This window comes from Parasporobacterium paucivorans DSM 15970, from assembly GCF_900141895.1.
Lineage (GTDB): Bacteria > Bacillota > Clostridia > Lachnospirales > Lachnospiraceae > Parasporobacterium > Parasporobacterium paucivorans.
The window spans coordinates 109,821-131,367 of the sequence record NZ_FQYT01000004.1 but is presented as its reverse complement, the minus strand read 5'-3'; the positions used below and the strand labels follow the sequence as shown (position 1 = coordinate 131,367).

Here is a 21,547-nt window from a genome sequence, read left to right as displayed (position 1 = left end):
GCCAAAGTGGGGATATGTTGTATAATGGTATGTAAATACAGTCAGGAGAGTGAAAGAAATGTCTTTGCAGTTAATATTGGGCAGCAGCGGGGCCGGAAAAAGCCACAGAATGTACACGGAAGTAATCGAAAAATCCATAGCAGAGCCGGAGAAATCTTTCATTATAATCGTACCGGAGCAGTTCACCATGGAAACCCAGAAGGATATCGTGAGCATGCACCCTAAAAAGGGGACCATGAATATTGACATCGTCAGTTTCGGGCGCCTTGCATTCAGGGTATTTGAAGAAGCCGGCATTGAGACCACGGAGGTGCTGGACGATATGGGCAAAATCCTGGTCTTGCGCAAGGTGATCGAGGACAAGAAAAAACAGCTGTGTCTTTATCAGAAAAAGATAAATATGCCCGGATTTGTCCTGGAGATGAAATCCATGATTTCTGAGATTCTGCAATACGGGATGGGTGGAAAAGATCTGGAGGATATCCTCCGGCTGTCCACTCAAAAACCTGCACTGCATGCAAAGATGACGGATGTATCCTTAATATTCGCCGCTTTTGAAGAATACCTCCAGGACAGGTATATTACCACGGAGGAAGTATTAGCCCTGCTTTGCAGGTATATCGGGAACTCAGTATATATCAGAGATACAAGTATTTATGTAGATGGATTTACGGGTTTTACTCCTCTGCAGTACCGGGTGCTGGCCCTTCTGATGAAATATGGAGAGAGAGTGTCGGTGTCCGTTACAGTACCGGACAGCAGGGGCGGGATAGACGCAATCAAGCCGCACAATATCTTTTATTTGAGCAAAAAGACCATAGACAATCTGGAAAAGATTGCATCCCAGCAGGGAATCCAGATAGAAAGGATTGCTGTGAATAAGGACAGCGTGCCGTACCGGTTCAGAAAAAGCGAATCTCTGGCTTACCTGGAAAGGAACCTGTTCCATTTTCAGGGTGAAAAGCCTTATGAAAAGGTCCCTTCCATAAGCATCAGTCTGTGTAAAACGCCCCACAAAGAAGCAGAAGGAATTGCCGGAAAAATTTTTGAGCTGATCAGGGATCAGGGATACCGCTACAGGGATATTGCCGTGGTGACCGGAGATGTCGGAAGCTGTTACAGGGCATTTGAAGAGGTATTTACCAATAACGGGATACCTTTCTTCCTGGACTATAAAAAAGGACTGAATACGAACCCCCTGATAGAAGGCGTCAAGGGTATACTGGAAATTCTGGAGAAAAGGTTCACTTATGAAAGTGTGTTCCGTTATTTGAGAAGCGGGATGACAAACCTGGCTCCCGAAACCGTGGATCAGATGGAGAATTATGTCCTGGCCAGGGGAATACGCGGAGTAAAGGCCTGGGAAGGGGACTGGGATCTGCCGGAAGAGATACTGGAAGCAAAAAACAATTTCCTCCGTCCGCTGTCCGGACTTCACGAAACGTGGAAAAACAAGGAAAATACTGTAAGGGATAAACTGAAAGCCTTATATGAGTATATGGTAGGCCAGCAGATGGCATCCAAAATCCTTCAGATGGGACAGGAGCTGGATCGGAGCGGGAAGGAAGGGCTTGCCCTGGAATATGAGCAGGTGTACGGACTTTTTGTGGAGCTGCTGGACAAGCTGGCGGCTCTCCTGGGGGACGAATATTTAAACCTCAAAGAGCTCAGGGCGATACTTGAGTCAGGATTTGGTGAAATGAAGGTGGGAATCATCCCGCCTACCATTGACAGGGTTGTAATCGGGGACATCGAGAGAACGAGGCTGAGCCATGTGAAGGTACTTTTTCTGGCTGGGGTGAATGACGGGATTATCCCGAAAGCAGCTTCCGGGGGAGGCATCCTGTCGGAAGCGGAGCGGGAATTTTTGGCCATAAACCATTTTGAACTTTCCCCTACAGCAAGGGAGAACAGTTTCATCCAGAAACTGTACCTGTATCTGAATCTGACCAAGCCGGAGGATTCCATATATATTTCCTATGCAAAGATGTCTTCGGATCTGGCGTCCCTGCGGCCATCCTATCTCATACGCGAAATCAGAAAGCTGTTCCCCTCCATACCTTTCCGGGATGAAGAGGAACAGGACGATCTGGTGAAAAAAGTCATTTCCAGATATGCGGGGTTGTCCTGCCTGTCGGAAAAAATCGGAAATTACAGGGAACATGAGCTGGAACCTGCTGCCGGAGAATTGTATTCCTTGTTCAGGGAAATGGAAGGAACCGGTGAAATGGCGGCGAAGCTGGCACGTGCCGCATTCCACTCCAACGGGGAGACTCAGCTGGAAAAAGCGGTTGCCGCTGCCCTGTACGGCGGAGGGGGAAGTGTGAGCCGGCTGGAAAAGTATGCTTCCTGTGCGTACAGCCATTTCCTTAGCTATGGTCTTGCCCTGGCGGAAAGAAAAGAATATTCCGTCGAGGCGGTTGATATGGGGAATCTGTATCACCAGGCGCTGGAGGCCTTTTCCAACAGGCTTTCCGAATCGGAACATGATTTCAGGAGCATGCCGGATGCGTTCAGGGATTTTCTGGTACATGAATGTGTAAGGGACGTCACCGCAGGCTATGGAAATACAGTGCTGCTGAGCTCGGCCAGGAATGCATATATAATCAGAAGAGTCGAACGGATTACTGCCCGCACCGTCTGGATAATTCAGGAACAGATCAAACGGGGAAAATTCAGCCCGGAATATTTTGAACTGTCCTTCCAAAATGGAAGAATAGACAGGGTGGATGTGTATGAAGAGGACGGAAACCGTTACCTGCGTGTCATTGACTACAAATCCGGCACCAAGAGCTTCAGCATAACGGATGCCTATTACCATCTGCAGATGCAGCTTCTGATCTATATGGGAGTGGTCTGTGGACTGGAGGAAAAAAAGCATCCGGACAAAAAAAACATTCCCGCGGCGGTCTGCTATTACCATATTGAGGACCCCATTCTCCTGAAAGGAGAAGACGTCCTGGAAAAAACACGCATGAACGGGCTTGTCAACGCCAGTGAGGCCGTGATGGGGGCCATGGAGCTGGATCCCAAAGGAAAAGCAGTCATGAAAACGGCTAAGGGAAATGAGATCAGCCAGGAGGATTTTCTTCGGCTTCTTACCTATGAGCAGGAGCAGGCAGCGGCATTGAACCAGAGGATACGAGAGGGCGACATCCGGGTGAATCCGTACAGAAAGGGGAACGATACCCCCTGCAGATACTGCCCCTATAAATCAGTTTGCGGCTTTGACACCAAAAATCCTTCCTTCGGATACCGGTATCTGGATAAACTGGATACGGAGGAGATATGGAAAGACATCAGAAAGGAGGCGGACAGCCATGGGGACGAAATGGACAGACAGACAGAAACAGGTAATTGAATCCAGGAACAAAAATCTCCTGGTTTCTGCCGCTGCAGGCTCCGGGAAAACGGCCGTGCTGGTGGAGAGAATCATACAGATGATCCTGGACGAAAAGGACAAAACGGATGTAGACAGGCTTCTGGTAGTGACATTCACCAAAGCGGCCGCCGCACAGATGCGGGAAAAGATATCGGCCGCAATCCAGGAAAAAAGCGAGGAAAACCCCGAGAATGAGCACCTCCAGAAGCAGATGACCTACATCCACAATTCGCACATCATGACAATCGACAGCTTCTGTCTGAGTGTAATCAGGGAACATTTCAATGAAATTGACGTTGATCCGGGGTTCAGGGTTGCGGATGAAGGGGAACTGAACCTTATAAAAACAGATGTCATCGGGGAAATGCTGGAAGAACGATATGAAGAAGGTAAAGAGGAATTTCTGGAATTTGTGGAAACGTATGCGCCCAAAAGCGATGACTCAAATATAGAGGACCTGATTCTGAAACTGTACGGATTTTCCATCAGCCATCCATGGCCGGGCGAATGGCTGGAGGCCTGCAGAAAATCCTATCTGGGCAGCGAAGAGGACGTTTGGGAAGCACCGTGGATGGAGCATTTGAAAGAGTATGTGGATACGATCCTTGGTGATTACCGGAAAATTATCCTGAATGCCATCGCCATATGCGACAGCCCGGACGGACCCGGCGCGTACCGGGAGGCCCTGTCATGCGACCTGGAAATGCTGGAAGAAATTGTGGGAAGCTCGGACTTTGACGAACGGGTGACGCTGCTGAATAATCCCTCTTTCAAGAGGCTGCCGGGACAGAGGGGAGAAACGTTTTCCCTGGAGAAGAAGGAAGAAGTTCAGAATCTGCGGAAGAAAGTAAAAGAAGGTCTGAAAAAACTGGGATCGGAATATTATTTCCAGAGCAGGGAAGATATGCTTGAAGATATTCGCATAAGTTCAGGCCCCACCAGAGTCCTCATAGATCTGGCCGATGAATTCCTGAGGCGCTATGGGGAGGCAAAAAGGGACAAGAACGTGGTGGATTTCAGCGATATTGAACATATGGCCCTGGAAATCCTGACGGTGAGGGATGAGAACGGAAACCCCCTCCCTTCCAGGACCGGCCAGGAAATTTCAGATACTTTCCGGGAGATTTTCATTGATGAATATCAGGACAGCAATCTTCTGCAGGAGGTGATATTGAACAGTGTATCCAGGGAAAGCAGGGGGGAGCCAAACACCTTCATGGTGGGGGATGTCAAGCAGAGCATCTATAAATTCCGTATGGCAAAGCCAGAGCTCTTCGTGAAAAAATACGAAGAATATCCCACAGATGCAGGATCTCTTTACCAGAGAATCAATCTGGACAAGAATTTCCGGTCAAGGGATAATGTGCTGAAGGGCATTAACTTCATATTCCGGCAGATTATGTCAAAGAATCTCGGGGATATAGACTATGACGAGGAAAATGAATTACACACGGGAGCGGAGTACAAGCCGGTTCCCACTGGCCAGACGGACAACACGGAAATCCTTTTCGTGGAGACGAAGGATGAAAAAAAAGAGCTGGAGGCAAAGGTTATAGCAGACAGGATCAGGGAATTGACAGATCCGATGCATGGCCACAAGATTGTTGACAAGGAAACGGGGGAATTCAGGACCGCCTGCTTCCGGGATATCGTAATACTCTACAGGAGCCCCAAAGGAATGGCAGATATAGCCGAAAAGGTACTTATGTCGGAAGGGATTCCATGCTATGTGGAGACCGGAGAAGGCTATTTTGATGCCTTGGAGGTCCGAACGGTCCTGGATATCCTGTCCATTATTGATAATCCGATACAGGATATCCCTCTGGCTGCCATACTGCATTCCCCCATCGGAGGGTTTTCTTCGGAGGATCTTGCACGGATAAGACTTGCAAAACGCAGCGGCAGCCTGTATGAGGGGATAACCGGATATTCCATCGAAGGGGAAGATGAAGGCTTAAGGAAACGGCTGGGTGTATTTCTTGGAAAGCTCAGAGAATACAGGCAGAAATCCGTTTATCTGTCAATTTACGAAATTTTATCCTTTGTTTTGATGGATACCGGATATGAGCTGTATGTACGCGCCATGCCGGCCGGGGAGAGGCGGAAGGCGAATCTGGATATGCTCCGGGAAAAAGCCGCTGCATTTGAAAAAACCAGTTATACAGGAGTATTCAATTTCATCCGCTACATTGAAAAGCTCAGAAAATACAAGGAAAACGACATGGGGGAGGCAGGGGTCGCCGGAGAAAATGACGATACCGTCCGAATCATGAGCATCCATAAAAGCAAGGGACTTGAGTTTCCGATTGTGATTCTTGGAGGGACCGGAAAGAAATTCAATGTCAGGGATTCGTCGGCATCCATTGTTATGCATTCGGAACTGGGAATAGGCGTGGACAGCATAGACCTGGAGCAGAGGATAAAAACGCCAACTATTATAAAGAGGGGAATCGCCCTTAAGACAAAACTGGAAAATCTTTCGGAAGAGCTCAGGGTTCTGTATGTGGCCATGACGAGAGCCAGAGAAAAACTGATTATTGCGGGCCAGTCCGACAGCCTGGAAACCTCCGTTAAGAAATGGATGGGGGAGAGGCAGTCAGTCCGTACGGCCCTGTCCCTTGGAACGCTGACGGACGCTTCAAGTTTTATGGATTGGATAGGGTTTTCCATGGCAAGGAACGCCGCCTTTTCCGGGATTCTTGCGGGCCTTTCCTACGATCCGGGGATATCCAGACAACTGCTGGAAACGGACGCGGGATTTGATGTGAAAATGTTCAGGGCAGAGGATATCGTATACGAAAAAGTCAAAAAGACGGTACTGCAGGAAGGCAGGGAGAAGAATCTTCTTTACTGGGATACAACCTATATATTTGATCAGAAGCTTCGCAGGGAAATCCGGGACAGAATGGAATACACATACCCGTTTAAAGGAAATGGAATCATCCATACAAAAATGAGCGTCAGCGAAATCAAGAAGGTGAGCCAGCAGATGGATGAGGAAACAACCTTCAGGTATGACAGGGAATGGGAGATTCAGGAGGAAAATGTCCCTCTCTTTATTTCAGAAAAAGAAAAGCTGAGCCCGGTCGGTCGGGGCAGTGCGTATCATCGTGTGCTGGAACTTCTTGATTTCTCTCTGCTGCCTGAAAGGGTGGTTATCCGGGAAGCGATACAGGCCCTTGCAGCGATGGGGAAAATTTCGAGGGAAGAGGCAGATGCGGTGAATCCGGATGATATAACTGGTCTCCTGGCCTCTGACCTGGGCAGCAGGCTGGCACGGGCATACCGCGACAAGAAGCTGTTTCGGGAGAAGCAGTATGTTATGGGCATTTCGGCGGAGGAGATTAATCCTGCCTTTGATCCAGAAGAAACCATAGTCGTACAGGGAGTCATCGATGCGTACATGGAGGAAGATAGGCTGGTGGTCGTGGACTATAAGACAGACCGGATCGACTCCATGGATGAACTGAGGCAAAGATACGGGGTGCAGCTGGATTTTTATAAAAAAGCGCTGGAGCAGATTACCGGCAAAGAAGTAAAAGAAAAGATATTATATTCGTTTCACTTAGGGAAGGGAGAAGTAATCAGATGATTTTTCCAAAACATATTAAACCGGGAGATACCATTGCAGTTACCGCGCTGTCCAACGGTCTGAGCAAAGAGGAGGACAAGGCGAGGTTTCAAAATGGGAAGAAAAAGCTTGGAGAAAAAGGGTATAAGGTTGAATTCACCGAAAATGTATTTACGGCAGACGCAAAGGGAAGAAGCTCGGATGGAAAAACCCGTGCGGCCCAGCTCGACGCACTGCTGCGCAGAGAGGATGTAAGCTGCATATTCTCAGCCAAAGGAGGGGACTTTCTGGTAGAGATGCTGGAATTTGTGGATTTTGATTCTGTCAGGGTCAATCCAAAGTGGATACAGGGATATTCCGACAACACCGCAATACTGTTTCCTATTACGACAAAGCTGGATATTGCAACGGCCTATGGCAGCAATTTCGGAGATTTTGGCATGCAGGACTGGGATGTATCTGTCCGGAGGAATCTGGAAATCCTGGAGGGGAAGACCCGGGTTCAGACAAGCTTCGAAATGTATGAGGACGGATTCCATGACAAGGAGACTGGCCTGGAGGGGTACCGGACGGATATGCCAGTGCTCTGGAGAAATTTGAGAGGGGAAGAATCCATAACGATGCAGGGACGGCTCATTGGAGGGTGTCTGGATGTACTGCTTACGCTGGCCGGCACCAGGTACGACGGTGCGGTCGAGTATGTCCATAAATACCGGGAAGATGGTATAATATGGTACCTGGAAAGCTTCGATCTAAATTCGGAAGCACTCATGATGGGGCTCTGGAGACTCAGGGAGATGGGGTGGTTTGAACACTGCCGTGGAATCGTATTTGGAAGGCCTCTCCTGTTCTCGACCTTCACAGACACCAGCTATGATGAGGCCGTCCTGACGATGCTGGGAAGCCTGGATGTTCCCATTATAATGGATGCGGACATCGGCCATAAGGGACCGCAGTTTGTAATGATCAACGGCGCAATAGCAAGGATCTTCTCTGCCGGAGGCAAGGGGGACATGGTATATAGAGATTATAATAATTGATTTTATTTGTGCGATTTGATATTATGTTCTGATGATAGAAAGATATTAACCCTGCTAGGAGGAAATACAATGCTGGAACTTAGAAATCTTTCATTTGGAGTGAAGGATGATAACGATAAGAAGGAGATTATTAAGAATATCAATTTCACCTTTGACGACTCAAAGTTTTTTGTGATTACAGGACCAAACGGAGGCGGAAAATCAACCCTTGCCAGGCTGATTGCCGGAATCGAAAAGCCTACCGCAGGCCAGATTTTTTTTGACGGTATTGACATAACGGATAAGAGTATAACAGAGCGGGCGAATCTGGGCATAAGCTTTGCATTTCAGCAGCCCGTGAGATTTAAGGGCATCAAGGTACGGGATCTGATCCGGCTTGCAGCCAGGGATGAGATCACTATAGCGAAAGCCTGTGATTATTTATCGGAAGTAGGACTCTGTGCCAGAGATTATATCAACCGTGACGTGGATGCAAGCCTGTCAGGCGGGGAGCTCAAACGTATAGAGATAGCCACCGTAATCGCCAGGGGAACGAAGCTGTCCGTATTTGATGAACCAGAAGCCGGCATCGATTTATGGAGCTTCAGCAATCTGATCCGGATATTCGAAAGGATGCATAAGGAGCAGCATAATTCCGTCATTATTATCTCCCACCAGGAGAGAATCCTGAACGTCGCTGATGAAATCATTGTCATACGTGAAGGGAAAATTGAAGCCCATGGGAAGAAGGATGAAATACTTCCCGAACTGCTTAAAGATACGGATTCCTGCAGATTTTACACGGAAGAACAATAGATCAGATAAAGCGAGGATTTTTTATGGATGAAATACAAATGGACTTATTGGAAAAGGTTGCCGGTCTGCATGAACTGCCGACTGGAGCATATAATATAAGGGCAAATGGGGAAAAGGCCGGAAGGAACGTCACGGACAACATCGATATTGTTTCAAAGGAAGATAAGCCCGGCATCGATATAATCATCAAACCAGGCACAAAAAATGAGAACGTCCATATTCCGGTGGTAGTGAGCGAAAGCGGTTTGCAGGACATGGTGTACAATGATTTCCTGATCGGTGAAGGGGCGGATGTGACCATCATTGCTGGCTGCGGAATCCATAATGGTGGGGATGAAGAGTCGAGGCATGACGGGATACACACTTTTTATGTTGGGAAAGGTGCAAAAGTAAAATATGTGGAGAAGCACTACGGGGAAGGGGATGGCAGCGGCGCCAGGGTCATGAATCCGACTACCATAGTGAAAATGGAAGAAGACAGCCACATGGAGATGGAGACCACCCAGATTAAGGGGGTGGATTCTACAGACAGGATTACAGAAGCCGTATTGAAAGAAGGGGCAACCCTGGTCATTAATGAAAAACTGATGACTCACGGAAAGCAATATGCGAAGACCTCATTCCAAGTCGATCTTGACGGAGATGGATCCAGTACCAATGTGGTATCCCGGTCTGTTGCCAAGGATGATTCCTCTCAGCTTTTCCTGGCAAAAATCAACGGAAACGCAAGGTGCAGCGGTCACAGTGAATGTGATGCAATCATCATGGGCAATGCAAGGATCAGCGCCATTCCGGAAATTACCGCAAACAATCTGGATGCAAGCCTGATACATGAAGCGGCCATAGGCAAGATTGCAGGAGATCAGATAATAAAGCTCATGACGCTGGGACTGACCGAGGAAGAAGCAGAAGCGCAGATTATAAGCGGATTTTTGAAATAGGGAGGAAAAATTCATGACAAAAGTAAAAGTTGATCCGGGTATCTGCGGATTGAAAACTGTAATTGAAGCCACATCGATGGAAGACGATATGGAGGTACAGCTGAAGGTTGTGTCGGCATGTGAGTCAGTTAGAAATATGATGCAGGAGCTTGGAGATACCTTTGATACCTATGACATCTGTCTGAAAAAACCAGGCACCGGTCCGTTCTTTGCATATGCTTCCGAGAAATTTCCTGGTCATTGCGGGTGTCCGACCATCGCGGGGATCATCAAGTGTGCAGAGGTGGAATGTAATCTGGCGTTGCCAAAGGATACAGAAATAAAGTTTGAATAATGAAAATAAAAAGGGCGTCGCCCGGCAGCTGGTCATCAGCTGCCGGGCGACGCCCTTTTTCAGGGGTTCGGTTTTAAGAAATGATTTCGTACTTGCCCATTTCCTTGATGTCGTATCCGCGGATTCCGGAGATGGCCGTCCGGAACTGGCTGTCATTTAAGATCTCGATCATTGCGCGGTAAACAGGCTTATCCATATCTCTTTTCAGAAATACCAGGTCGTAGGATTCTGTCTGGACGGGCACGAAATCCAGAGAGGGAAACTGGCTCAGCTGGCTCTCACAGCCGAGCGCCACATCGGCTTCCCTGGAGGAAACAGCGGATGCAGCAGCAAAATGGGACAGGACTTCATTTTGGTATCCGGAGATTTCCTCTCCCTGAATCCGCTTCAGGCTCAGCATCCCGTCCAGAAGAATTCTTGTTCCACTTCCCGGCTCCCGGTTTATGAATATCACGTCATCCCTGACCAGATCCTGAAAACTCTTTATATTCAGGGGGTTTCCCTTTTGCACGAAAAAACCCTGGTTTCTGCGGACGAAATGCAAAAGCACGGTTTCGATTCCGGGAAGAAACCTTTTGATATACGAACGGTTATAGCTGTTCTCGTCTTTGTCCCAAAGATGTACAGCGGCCACATGGATTTTTTTGAAATATAGCGAATACAGGCCATCGTAACTTCCTACATGGGAACGCAGAACCGGGAGGCCGAGTGGATGGGCCCCTATCTGGGAACATAACTGATCCAGCAGAGATTCGTGTCCGGAGAGGATCAATCCGTTGGAATACTTCAGGTAATCCCTTTTGACTACGGAACTTTCGACAAAAGGAACCGGCGAGCGGTTGTCAGAAGTAGTGCGGTCCGCAGATTCTGAAGAACGCCCCAGGTAGGTGTCAATATCCTGCTGGCTGATGCGTATCTGTTTGCCGATTTTTGTGGAATGCAGTTCGCCACGTTTGATTAATTCATATACCGTGTTTTTTTTGATTTTTAATTTTTCGGCTATTTCCTGAGCCGTATAGAGTTTATCCATGTCACCACCGTAACTATTCATCGACGCCGATCATGACAGAGGTGGCCTTGATGATGGCGTATGCATCCATTCCTGGGTGAAGTGCGAGCTCCTCCACCGAAGACCTGGAGATTGTCGCTGTCACAATATTCCCTCCGCCGATATCAAGGGCTACGGTGCAGTTGACCTGTCCTTTGTCAATCCTTACTATCCTGCCTTTTATCTGATTCCTGGCACTGAGTTTCATAAAACTGCCTCCTGTGTGTGTTTTTCTGATTGTAACATCGATTAATGAAAATGTAAAACCCTCCATTGAAAATCGGAAGACCCGCAAAAAAACCGCCGGCACAGCCGGCGGAGTGATTAATCCTTGTCCCATACTTTTAAAAATTCTTCTACCATGGGATTCGTATTGCTTTTATGGTATGCAAGAACTACATCCATTTCGATTCTTTCGTTGTCAATAGGGATGTATTTCAGATCTTTGAACCCCAGGCCCTCGGAAGAATGAGGCAGCAGGGCTACGCCCATGTCAGCCCTTACCATCAGCAGGATGGATTCGAGCATGTGAGCACGGAATACGAAATTGGGGGCAAAACCCCACTCGGCACACAGGTCTATTGTCTGCTGGTACTCACCTGGCGATGCGTCCGGGTGCAGTGCCAAAAAGGGCTCTCGAGCCAGAGATGACAGCACGATGGTTTTGTTGTCGGCAAGTGGGTGGTCTTCCCTCAGCACGGCATAGATGAACTCCGTGTATAAGGGTTTATAATCTAATCCTGGTATCTTATCTAAATCATAGGATGTGGTTATTCCTATATCAATTGTTCCGTCTTCGAGATTCTTGTATATGTCTTTCCAGCTCATCATCTCGATTTCAACAACGCCATGATATTTTTTTGTGAACATCTCCAGTTTGGGCGGCAGAAGATTCATGGTCTGACAGAATAAAAATCCGATTTTCAGACTTTTTCTTCCCTGTGTAAAGTTTCTTAATTTTGTGTAGCCCTCTGCTGCTTCCGAGATTATTGCCTTTGCGTGTTTCAGTTCAGTTTCCCCGGCTGCCGTCAGCTGAAGGTGTTTGCTTCCGCTGAACAGAGGCATTCCCACATCTTTTTCCAGTTTTTTGATTTGGTTCTTTAATATTTTTTTATCCATGTAAAGCTGTTTGGCTGCTTCTTCATAATCGAGATAGTCAGCAACAATAGAAAAATAATGGTAATATCGTAAATTTAACATGGTGTACCTCCCTGTATATCTTTACTCGCTGCCAGGGTCCAGTCCGCTGCAGTCCAGGACCCGTACTTCGATTATATACATTTTATTAGCGCAATTCAATCATTTATGTTGAATAATTATGCTAAAATAAGGGTTATTGTTTAAAAATTAGAATAAGTGATATCCGCAAAACAAGCAAAACAAGGATTGACAAAACATAACAAATAAATTATCATGTAAAACATAAAGAAACATAACATAACAAAACATAACTAAACATAACAAAACGGAGGATGAATGTATGAAGCTTTTGAAAAAGACACTGATGCTTGTGCTGGCGCTTTTGATGGTAGGCGGATCACTTGCTGCATGTGGAAGCAATGAGGAGGAAACAACGACTGCAGCCGAGACGACAACGCAGGCAGCCGTACCTGCAACTATCAATGTGTTTATTGCGGCTAGCCTGAAGAATGCTATGACGCAGCTGCAGACCATGTATAATGAAGAGCATCCTGAGATAACGATCGTTTATAACCCGGACAGTTCGGGAAAGCTGCAGACGCAGATTCAGGAGGGAGCAGAATGTGATATATTCTTCTCGGCAGCAGCGAAACAGATGAATGAACTGAATGCCGGCGGATTCATTAAAACGGATTCAATCGTAAATCTACTGGAGAACAAGATTGTCCTGATCAAAGGAAAGGGTACAGAGACCACCGTCACGGGCTTTGAAAATGTTACAAATGCTGCCAGCATTGCGCTCGGAGGAGAAGGTGTTCCCGTGGGCGATTATGCCAGAACGGTATTTGCAAATCTTGGCATGACGGATAAAGTGAATGCGATGGAAATCAATCTTGGTTCCGATGTTACGGCTGTGCTGACCGCTGTGAGCGAGGGAAGCAATGAAGTGGGAGTCGTATATGCAACAGATGCCCAGTCCATGCCGGATTCTGTGGAAGTTATCGCCGAAGCGCCTGCGGGAAGCATGGATCCGGCCGTATATCCGGCAGCTCTTGTTGAAAATGCCCTGGCGGATGAAACACAGGCGGACGCCGCAGCAGCGTTCCTTGCGTTTTTGCAGACGGATGCCGCGAAAGCTGTTTTCGAACAATATGGGTTTTCAATAGGAGAATAATAAAGTATAATAAAGCGAGGACCCAGAGTCCTCGTTTTTTTACTATCTGGAGAGTGATTATGTTGGAAATTATACAGGAAATAAATTGGAGTCCGCTTTTTATATCGTTAAAAACCGGCGTCGTGGCTACCTTCTTCTCTTTCTTTCTGGGGATTTTGTTTGCCTGGCTGATTATGCGGGTGAATAAAAAAGTCAAATGGATATTAGATGGGATACTTACCATGCCTCTGGTGCTTCCGCCCACTGTGGCTGGATTTCTTCTGCTGCTTATATTCAGCCTGAGACGTCCGGTGGGAGGGTTCCTGAATGCGGAATTCGGACTCAGGTTCGTTCTGACCTGGCCTGGCTGTGTCATTGCGGCGGTTGCCATAGCATTCCCTCTTATGTACAGGAATGCAAGAGGAGCCTTTGAACAGGTAGATGTAAATCTGCTGTACGCCGGCAGGACATTGGGAATGTCCGAAAGAAGGATATTCTGGAAAATCATCGTGCCGGCGGCCGGACCCGGAATTGCCTCGGGAACCGTGCTGACCTTTGCCAGGGCTCTGGGCGAGTACGGTGCGACATCCATGCTGGCCGGCAATATACTGGGAAAGACTCAGACGATTGCCGTGGCCATCGCTTCCGAGGTCGCCGGGGGAAATTATGACGTGGCCGGATTCTGGGTCATTGTCATCGTGCTTCTCTCCTTTGTCGTTATTGCAGCCATAAATATTATTTCCGGAAAAGGGATGCGCAACACCAGGGGGTGGTACTGATGTCGATTGAGGTGAATATTCAAAAGAAGCTGAAAGGCTTCAGCCTGGATGCCAGATTTGAAAACGACGGGGAATGCATGGGAATTCTTGGAGCATCCGGGTGTGGCAAGAGCATGACTTTGAAATGTATTGCCGGCATCGAAAAACCGGACTCCGGGAGAATAGTGGTAGACGGCCGGGTGCTTTTTGATTCAGAAAAGAAAATCAACCTTTCCCCCCAAAAAAGGAAAATCGGATATCTGTTTCAGAACTATGCCCTGTTCCCTACAATGACTGTGGAGGAGAACATACGGTGCGGCATCCGGGAACATACGAAGGAAGAGAGGGAGCAGAATGTACAGGAACAGCTGAAGCGATTCCATATAGAGGATCTGCAGAAAAGATACCCGGGGCAGCTCTCGGGAGGACAGCAGCAGAGAGTTGCTCTCGCCAGGATGTTCGCATATAAACCGGAGGTAATCCTTCTGGATGAGCCTTTTTCAGCTCTTGACAGCCATCTGAAGGATGAGCTGCAGCACCAGCTTCTTGAAACCATCCGTGCTTTCCGGGGCGAAACCATCATGGTTTCCCACAGCCGGGACGAGTTGTACAAACTCTGTCCGCAGCTGGCGGTCATGTCCCGGGGTGAGATTCTTTTGAAGGGAAGTACGAAGGAAATATTCAAGGAACCGGAAAACGCCGAAGCTGCAAGACTTACTGGCTGTAAAAACATCTCTGCCATACACAAGATCAATGATTTCAAAGTATATGCAGATGACTGGGGCATGGAACTGGAGACTGCCAGCCCCGTTAAAGACAGCATCCGGTACGTGGGGATTCGGGCTCATGACATGCGCCCCGTGGTCCGGCCGGATGGAATAAATATTGTAGAAATTGAAAATCCCAGAACTGTGGAAGAGCCTTTCGAAATGCAGTATCTTTTCCAGGTCAAGGGGAATCGGGAAAGGGCGACCCTTTGGTGGAGGTTTTCGAAAGAGAACAAGGAATATCTGAATAAATTGGACGAAATCCGTTACATGGAGATACCTGCGGAAAACATAATGTTTTTAGAATAAGGAAGAAAAATGGAAAAAACTTACGAAATGAAGGAAGATATTGAAAAGGTCATACTGGTGGGAGTGAACACTCAGAATGCAGATGATACGGAAGATTCCCTGGAGGAGCTGAAGGAACTTGTGAAGACTGCCGGTGGCCTGGCAGTGGGGACGGTAATCCAGAACCGGGAAGCGGCCCATCCTTCCACTTATATAGGAAAAGGGAAAATAGAAGAAGTGGGCATCCTGATGGAAGAATTGGGAGCTACAGGAATCGTATGTGACGATGAAATGTCGCCTTCCCAGCTCAGGAATCTGGAGAATGCACTGCAGACGAAGGTTATGGACCGGACTCAGGTCATACTGGATATCTTTGCCCGGAGAGCATCTACAAGAGAGGGGAAGATACAGGTAGAGCTGGCCCAGCTCAAATACCGTTCTTCGAGGCTCATCGGAATGCGCAACGCCCTTTCCAGGCTCGGAGGGGGAATCGGTACAAGGGGCCCTGGAGAAAAGAAGCTGGAAATGGACAGGCGTCTTATTAAAGAACGTATCGGCCAGCTGAAGGATGAAATAGCCGATATGGAAAAACACAGAAGCGTCGCCCGGAGCCGCCGCAGTGAGAACTCCGTTCCTGTGATCGCCATCGTAGGCTATACCAATGCCGGAAAATCCACCCTTCTCAACAGGCTGACTAAAGCCGGGGTACTGGAAGAAGATAAGCTTTTTGCTACGCTGGATCCCATTACCAGGAACCTGAAACTGGAAAATGGACAGGAAGTATTGTTTACGGATACAGTCGGTTTTATCAGGAAGCTTCCCCATCATCTGATTGATGCTTTTCGGAGCACCCTGGAAGAGGCGAAGTATGCGGACATGATCGTGCACGTGGTAGACTGCTCCAGCCCCCAGATGGATAAGCAGATGGAGGTTGTGTATGAGACGCTGCAGGATCTGGGAGTGGAGGGGAAGACGATCATCACCCTGTTCAACAAGCAGGATCTACTGGAAGGAGATCGCGCTCTGAGTGACCCGAAGGCAGACTTTACACTGCCGGCATCGGTGAAATACGGGGAAGGGCTGGAGGAGCTTCTGGCGCTGATCGAAAAGATTCTGCGGGAAAGCAGGGTGTTCATATCAGGAACTTTTTCGTATCAGGATGCGGCCAAAATCGGGAGAATACGGAAATACGGGGAGCTGCTGAAAGAGGAATATCTTGAAGAAGGTATATATATTGAAGCACTCGTGCCGAAAGAGCTAAAAAACGATATATATGGGTAGAAGTATTTTTAAAATACAATATATTGTGTTTTTTTGATTGACTATGATATCCTCATCTGATACAATTTTATCAGTGGGCAGGACGTGAATAAATTTTTTGCCGAGGAAAGGATGAGTATATGATTAAAGTAATTAAAAGGGATGGGGAGCAAGCAGAGTTCAATATTTCCAAAATCACGAAGGCGATCGGAAAGGCCTTCAGTGCAACGGGAAATGCGTACAACGAGGAGATATTGGATCTGCTGGCATTAAGAGTTACCGCGGATTTCCAAAGTAAGATCAAAGAAGAAAGTATCGGAGTGGAGGAAGTGCAGGACAGTGTGGAGCATGTCCTGGAACAGGCAGGGTATACAGGCGTTGCCAAGGCGTACATCCTATATCGTAAACAGCGGGAAAAAATCCGTAATATGCGCTCGACAATCCTTGATTATAAAGACGTGGTCAACAGCTACGTGAAGGTAGAGGACTGGCGGGTAAAAGAAAATTCAACCGTCACCTATTCAGTTGGAGGTCTTATCTTAAGCAACTCGGGAGCCATAACAGCAAATTACTGGCTTTCTGAAATATATGACGAAGAAATCGCCAATGCCCATAGGAACGCGGATATCCATATCCATGATCTGTCCATGCTTACCGGCTACTGTGCAGGCTGGTCACTGAAGCAGCTGATTCAGGAGGGGCTGGGGGGCATTCCTGGAAAAATCACGTCTTCACCGGCAAAGCATTTATCCACACTCTGTAACCAGATGGTCAATTTCCTGGGCATCATGCAGAATGAATGGGCAGGCGCACAGGCGTTTTCGTCCTTTGATACCTATCTGGCGCCATTCGTGAAGGTTGATAACCTTCCCTACAAAGAAGTCAAGCAGTGCATCCAGTCTTTCATTTACGGCGTGAACACACCGAGCAGATGGGGAACACAGGCACCATTTTCAAATATCACTCTGGACTGGACCGTGCCGGATGATCTGGCTGAACTGAACTGCATCATCGGCGGCGGAGAAGTGGATTTCAAATATAAAGATTGTAAAAAAGAGATGGACATGATAAATAAAGCCTACATCGAAACCATGGTTGAAGGCGACGCAAACGGGAGAGGATTCCAGTATCCAATACCAACCTATTCCATCACAAAAGATTTTGACTGGTCCGATACAGAAAACAACAAGCTGTTGTTTGAAATGACAGCCAAATACGGAACACCGTATTTTTCCAACTACATCAACAGCGACATGGCTCCGAGCGATGTAAGAAGCATGTGCTGCCGGCTGAGGCTGGACTTGAGAGAGTTGAGAAAGAAGACCGGAGGGTTCTTTGGATCAGGTGAAAGCACCGGATCCATCGGAGTAGTTACCATCAACATGCCTAGAATTGCCTATCTGGCTTCCGATGAAGCGGATTTTTATGCAAGGCTGGACAAAATGATGGATATTTCCGCAAGATCCCTGCATACAAAGAGGGGTGTCATTAACAAACTTCTGAAAGAAGGGCTGTTCCCATATACCGCCAGGTATCTGGAAGGCCTGGACAATCATTTTTCCACAATCGGCCTGATTGGAATGAATGAAGCCGGCCTGAACGCTTCCTGGATTGGCAAAACTCTTGCCGATGAAGAGACCCAGAAATTTACGGTGGATACACTCAACCATATGAGAGCCAGGCTTATGGATTATCAGGAAATGTACGGTGATTTGTATAACCTGGAAGCAACCCCCGCGGAATCGACCACGTACCGACTCGCCAAACACGACAGGGAAAGGTGGCCGGACATCCACACTGCCGGAGCGACAGGAGAAACACCCTATTATACCAACAGCTCCAATCTGCCTGTGGGATATACGGAAGATATTTTTGAAGCCCTGGATATCCAGGATCAGCTTCAGACATTGTATACGTCCGGAACCGTATTCCATGCATTTCTGGGAGAGAAGCTCCCGGACTGGCAGTCAGCGGCAAAGCTTGTCAAGACCATAGCCGAAAATTACAAGCTGCCATATTACACCATGTCACCGACCTATTCTATCTGTAAAACACATGGCTATATCAGCGGTGAAGAGTATAAATGTCCGGTATGTGCCGGAAAAACAGAGGTTTACAGCAGAATAACCGGCTACTACCGCCCGGTCCAGAACTGGAACGAGGGCAAGGTGCAGGAGTTTGAGGACAGAACGGAATATCTGGTGGAACTGGACAGTCTGGATGAAATCAAGACAGAGAGAGAACCGCTGGAGGACCCGGCCTCCAGAAGAATAGCCTCGGGAAGAAAGTATCTGTTTACAACAAAAAAGTGCCCGAATTGTAGCGTGGCCAAGGAAATCCTGCAGGATGAAGACTATGAACTGGTCGATGCAGAGGAGAACCTGGAGATGGTAAACCGATTCGGAATAATGCAGGCTCCAACTCTGGTGGTTTTAGAGGGAGACGAAGCCTACAAATATGTAAATGCATCCAACATAAAAAAATACATAACGGAAATGGCAGTTGAATAGGAGGATACAAAAATGAGCTACGCGGATAAGGTCTTTATTGCGATGTGCAACGATGTCATTGAGAACGGAATCGACACCACGGGTGAAAAGGTAAGGCCGATATGGGAAGATACAGGAGAGTCTGCGTATACCATAAAAAGATTCGGTGTAGTCAACCGCTATGACCTGTCCAAGGAATTTCCTGCGCTGACACTCAGAAAAACAGCAATTAAATCGGGAGTGGATGAACTTCTGTGGATCTGGCAGAAAAAAAGCAATAATATCAGCGACCTGAACAGCCGTATCTGGGATGAATGGGCGGATGAAACCGGAAGCATCGGTGAGGCCTACGGATATCAGATCGGACAGAAAAGCCGTTATAAAGAGGGCTGGTTCGACCAGATTGACAGGGTAATATATGACTTGAAAAACAATCCATACAGCCGAAGGATATTAACGAACATATATGTCCACCAGGACCTGCATGCCATGCACCTCTATCCGTGTGCCTACAGCATGACATTTAATGTAACAAAAAACAAAGAAACCGGAAAGCTCATCCTGAATTCTATATTGAACCAGCGGTCCAATGATATTTTGGCGGCGAACAACTGGAATGTGTGCCAATACTCTATTCTGACGCACATGCTGGCGCAGGTCTGTGATATGGAGGTGGGAGAATTCGTACATGTGATTGCGGATGCCCATATCTATGACAGGCATATACCGGTCGTAAAAGAGCTTATCCAGCGGGAGCCACTCGAGGCGCCGACCCTCTGGATCAACCCGGACAAGAAAGATTTCTATGACTTCACGCCGGACGACTTCAGGTTGGATAATTATGTCACCCATGAACAGGTTAAGGGAATACCGATAGCCGTATAGGAGAATTTATTAAATGGATATTGAAATAATTGTAGCTGTAGACAGAAACTGGGGCATAGGAAAAAAAGGGGATCTTCTTGTAAAGATACCGGATGATATACAGTACTTCAAATCTGTGACTACGGGAAATGTGGTTGTCATGGGAAGAAGAACCTTTGAAAGCCTCCCTAATAGAAAGCCGCTGCCGGACCGTGTGAACATTATTGTCACCAAGAATACGGATTATAAGGTGGAAGGCGCAACCGTCGTGCATAGCGTGGAAGAAGCACTGGAAGAGGTAAAGAAATATCCTGACAAAAAAATATATAATATAGGCGGGGGACGTCTTTTTAATGCCATGCTGGAGTATTGCAATGTTGCGTACGTTACCTATATTGATTATGCATATGATGCAGACACCTATTTCCCGAATCTGGACAAAATGCCGGAATGGATTCTGGAACATCAGGGGGAAGAAAAGACCTATTTCGACCTGACCTATGTATTCAGAAAATACGTCAGAAGAAAATAAATATGTCACTAAGAACAAGAATTGGTCTATGGCCAATTCTTGTTCTTAGTGTTGACAATTTTCCAAAAGAGTTTACTATTATAAATAATATTATTTTGTGATGAGGAGAAGTGCCATGATAAACATAAGAATTGAAAAAACTGCAACCCCCAAAACCCTGCCCAGTCAGGATAATCCACTGAATTTCGGAACTATATTTACGGATCATATGTTCATAATGAATTACGACCCTCAGAATGGATGGAATGACGCAAGAGTCGTTCCCTACGAAAAAATTTGCCTGGAACCTTCCTCCATGGTATTTCATTATGGACAGGAAATGTTTGAAGGACTCAAGGCATATAAGACCGGAGACGAAAGAATCCTTCTTTTCCGACCGGAAAAAAACGCACAAAGAGCCAATAATACAAATAAAAGACTGTGCATTCCGGAAATTCCCGTGGAGGATTTTGTGGAGGCAGTCAAGACCCTTGTCAAAACGGATGAGAAATGGGTACCGACCAAGGAAGGGACATCCCTGTACATCAGGCCCTTTATCATAGCCACGGATCCGTTCCTGGGCGTTAGACCTTCCGATACGTACATGTTCATCATCATTCTTTCTCCTGTGGGAGCATACTATCCCGAAGGGCTCAACCCCGTGAGAATCTGGATTGAGGATGAATACGTGAGAGCCGTAAAGGGAGGGATCGGAGAAACAAAAACAGGTGGAAATTATGTTGCCAGCATGAAATCCCAGGTTAAGGCTCACGATGCCGGGTATTCCCAGGTGTTGTGGCTGGATGGCGTGCACCGCAAATATATAGAAGAAGTCGGAGCCATGAATATTTTCTTCAAAATCAACGGAGAAGTTGTGACACCGGCCCTCAGCGGAAGTATCCTGCCGGGCGTGACGAGAGATACGGTACTGGAGCTTTGCAAAGCCTGGGGGGTTCCAGCATCGGAAAAAAGAATTTCCATTGACGAGATTTATGAAGCCTACGAAAACGGGACCCTGGAAGAGGTCTTTGGAACGGGTACGGCGGCTGTCATATCCCCTGTAGGCGAACTGAAGTGGGGAGATAAGACACTAATCGTAAATGACGGAAAAATCGGAGATTTCAGCCGGAAATTTTATGACACGGTGACGGGGATTCAGCTGGGCAACATAAAAGATGAATTTGGATGGACGGTTGAAGTATAAAA

17 protein-coding genes are annotated in these 21,547 nt (G+C 47.3%); 14 read left to right on the top strand and 3 right to left on the bottom strand.

Annotation, left to right across the window (positions count from 1 at the left end; translation table 11 throughout):
• Window positions 1-58: 58 nt before the first annotated feature.
• The 6 genes from BUA79_RS02590 to BUA79_RS02565 all read left to right on the top strand — a co-directional run bounded on the left by BUA79_RS02590 (window position 59) and on the right by BUA79_RS02565 (window position 10,063).
• Complete coding sequence (locus tag BUA79_RS02590; protein WP_073992808.1) at window positions 59-3,361, top strand: PD-(D/E)XK nuclease family protein; 3,303 nt, start codon at window positions 59-61, stop codon at window positions 3,359-3,361.
• On the top strand, window positions 3,321-6,974 hold the full coding sequence (gene addA, locus BUA79_RS02585; RefSeq protein ID WP_073992807.1) for a helicase-exonuclease AddAB subunit AddA: 3,654 nt from the start codon (window positions 3,321-3,323) through the stop codon (window positions 6,972-6,974). Before BUA79_RS02590 ends, addA begins: the two co-directional genes overlap by 41 nt.
• Entirely contained in the window at window positions 6,971-7,993 is a 1,023-nt protein-coding gene (locus BUA79_RS02580) for a S66 family peptidase (protein ID WP_073992806.1), read from the top strand. Before addA ends, BUA79_RS02580 begins: the two co-directional genes overlap by 4 nt.
• 69 nt (window positions 7,994-8,062) lie before the next feature.
• On the top strand, window positions 8,063-8,788 hold the full coding sequence (locus tag BUA79_RS02575) for an ABC transporter ATP-binding protein (RefSeq protein ID WP_073992805.1): 726 nt from the start codon (window positions 8,063-8,065) through the stop codon (window positions 8,786-8,788).
• 23 nt (window positions 8,789-8,811) lie between these two features.
• Entirely contained in the window at window positions 8,812-9,729 is a 918-nt protein-coding gene (locus BUA79_RS02570) for a SufB/SufD family protein (RefSeq protein WP_073992804.1), read from the top strand.
• Window positions 9,730-9,742: 13 nt separating this feature from the next.
• The gene (locus BUA79_RS02565; protein WP_073992803.1) at window positions 9,743-10,063 is read left to right on the top strand and encodes a DUF6951 family protein; all 321 of its coding nucleotides are present in this window, start codon (window positions 9,743-9,745) and stop codon (window positions 10,061-10,063) included.
• 73 nt (window positions 10,064-10,136) lie between these two features.
• On the opposite strand, the gene BUA79_RS02560 is transcribed toward BUA79_RS02565, so the two are convergent.
• From BUA79_RS02560 to BUA79_RS02550, 3 genes are all read right to left on the bottom strand, one after another.
• On the bottom strand, window positions 10,137-11,114 hold the full coding sequence (locus tag BUA79_RS02560) for a substrate-binding domain-containing protein (RefSeq protein WP_094757264.1): 978 nt from the start codon (window positions 11,112-11,114) through the stop codon (window positions 10,137-10,139).
• The gene (locus BUA79_RS02555; protein WP_073992801.1) at window positions 11,107-11,319 is read right to left on the bottom strand and encodes a TOBE domain-containing protein; all 213 of its coding nucleotides are present in this window, start codon (window positions 11,317-11,319) and stop codon (window positions 11,107-11,109) included. Before BUA79_RS02555 ends, BUA79_RS02560 begins: the two co-directional genes overlap by 8 nt.
• Before the next feature lie 116 nt (window positions 11,320-11,435).
• A complete protein-coding gene (locus BUA79_RS02550) occupies window positions 11,436-12,311 on the bottom strand; it encodes a LysR family transcriptional regulator (protein WP_073992800.1) in 876 nt (291 codons plus the stop codon).
• Window positions 12,312-12,591: 280 nt separating this feature from the next.
• Between BUA79_RS02550 and modA the strand changes: the two genes are divergently transcribed.
• From modA to BUA79_RS02510, 8 genes are all read left to right on the top strand, one after another.
• Complete coding sequence (gene modA / locus BUA79_RS02545) at window positions 12,592-13,425, top strand: molybdate ABC transporter substrate-binding protein (protein ID WP_073992799.1); 834 nt, start codon at window positions 12,592-12,594, stop codon at window positions 13,423-13,425.
• A 59-nt stretch (window positions 13,426-13,484) separates the two neighbouring features.
• The gene (gene modB / locus BUA79_RS02540; RefSeq protein WP_073992798.1) at window positions 13,485-14,183 is read left to right on the top strand and encodes a molybdate ABC transporter permease subunit; all 699 of its coding nucleotides are present in this window, start codon (window positions 13,485-13,487) and stop codon (window positions 14,181-14,183) included.
• Window positions 14,183-15,238 (top strand): sulfate/molybdate ABC transporter ATP-binding protein, encoded by a 1,056-nt coding sequence (locus BUA79_RS02535; protein ID WP_073992797.1) that lies wholly within the window; start codon window positions 14,183-14,185, stop codon window positions 15,236-15,238. The genes modB and BUA79_RS02535 overlap by 1 nt, the downstream gene beginning before the upstream one ends.
• 9 nt (window positions 15,239-15,247) lie before the next feature.
• A complete protein-coding gene (hflX, locus tag BUA79_RS02530; protein ID WP_073992796.1) occupies window positions 15,248-16,498 on the top strand; it encodes a GTPase HflX in 1,251 nt (416 codons plus the stop codon).
• Between the two features lie 119 nt (window positions 16,499-16,617).
• On the top strand, window positions 16,618-18,987 hold the full coding sequence (locus tag BUA79_RS02525) for a ribonucleoside triphosphate reductase (protein ID WP_073992795.1): 2,370 nt from the start codon (window positions 16,618-16,620) through the stop codon (window positions 18,985-18,987).
• A gap of 12 nt (window positions 18,988-18,999) precedes the next feature.
• Window positions 19,000-19,851, top strand: a complete 852-nt coding sequence (gene thyA / locus BUA79_RS02520; RefSeq protein WP_073992794.1) for a thymidylate synthase — start codon at window positions 19,000-19,002, stop codon at window positions 19,849-19,851.
• A gap of 13 nt (window positions 19,852-19,864) precedes the next feature.
• Window positions 19,865-20,362, top strand: coding sequence for a dihydrofolate reductase (locus tag BUA79_RS02515; RefSeq protein ID WP_330389159.1), 498 nt, complete (start codon window positions 19,865-19,867; stop codon window positions 20,360-20,362).
• A gap of 115 nt (window positions 20,363-20,477) precedes the next feature.
• Window positions 20,478-21,545 (top strand): branched-chain amino acid aminotransferase, encoded by a 1,068-nt coding sequence (locus BUA79_RS02510; RefSeq protein ID WP_073992793.1) that lies wholly within the window; start codon window positions 20,478-20,480, stop codon window positions 21,543-21,545.
• Window positions 21,546-21,547 lie beyond the last annotated feature (2 nt).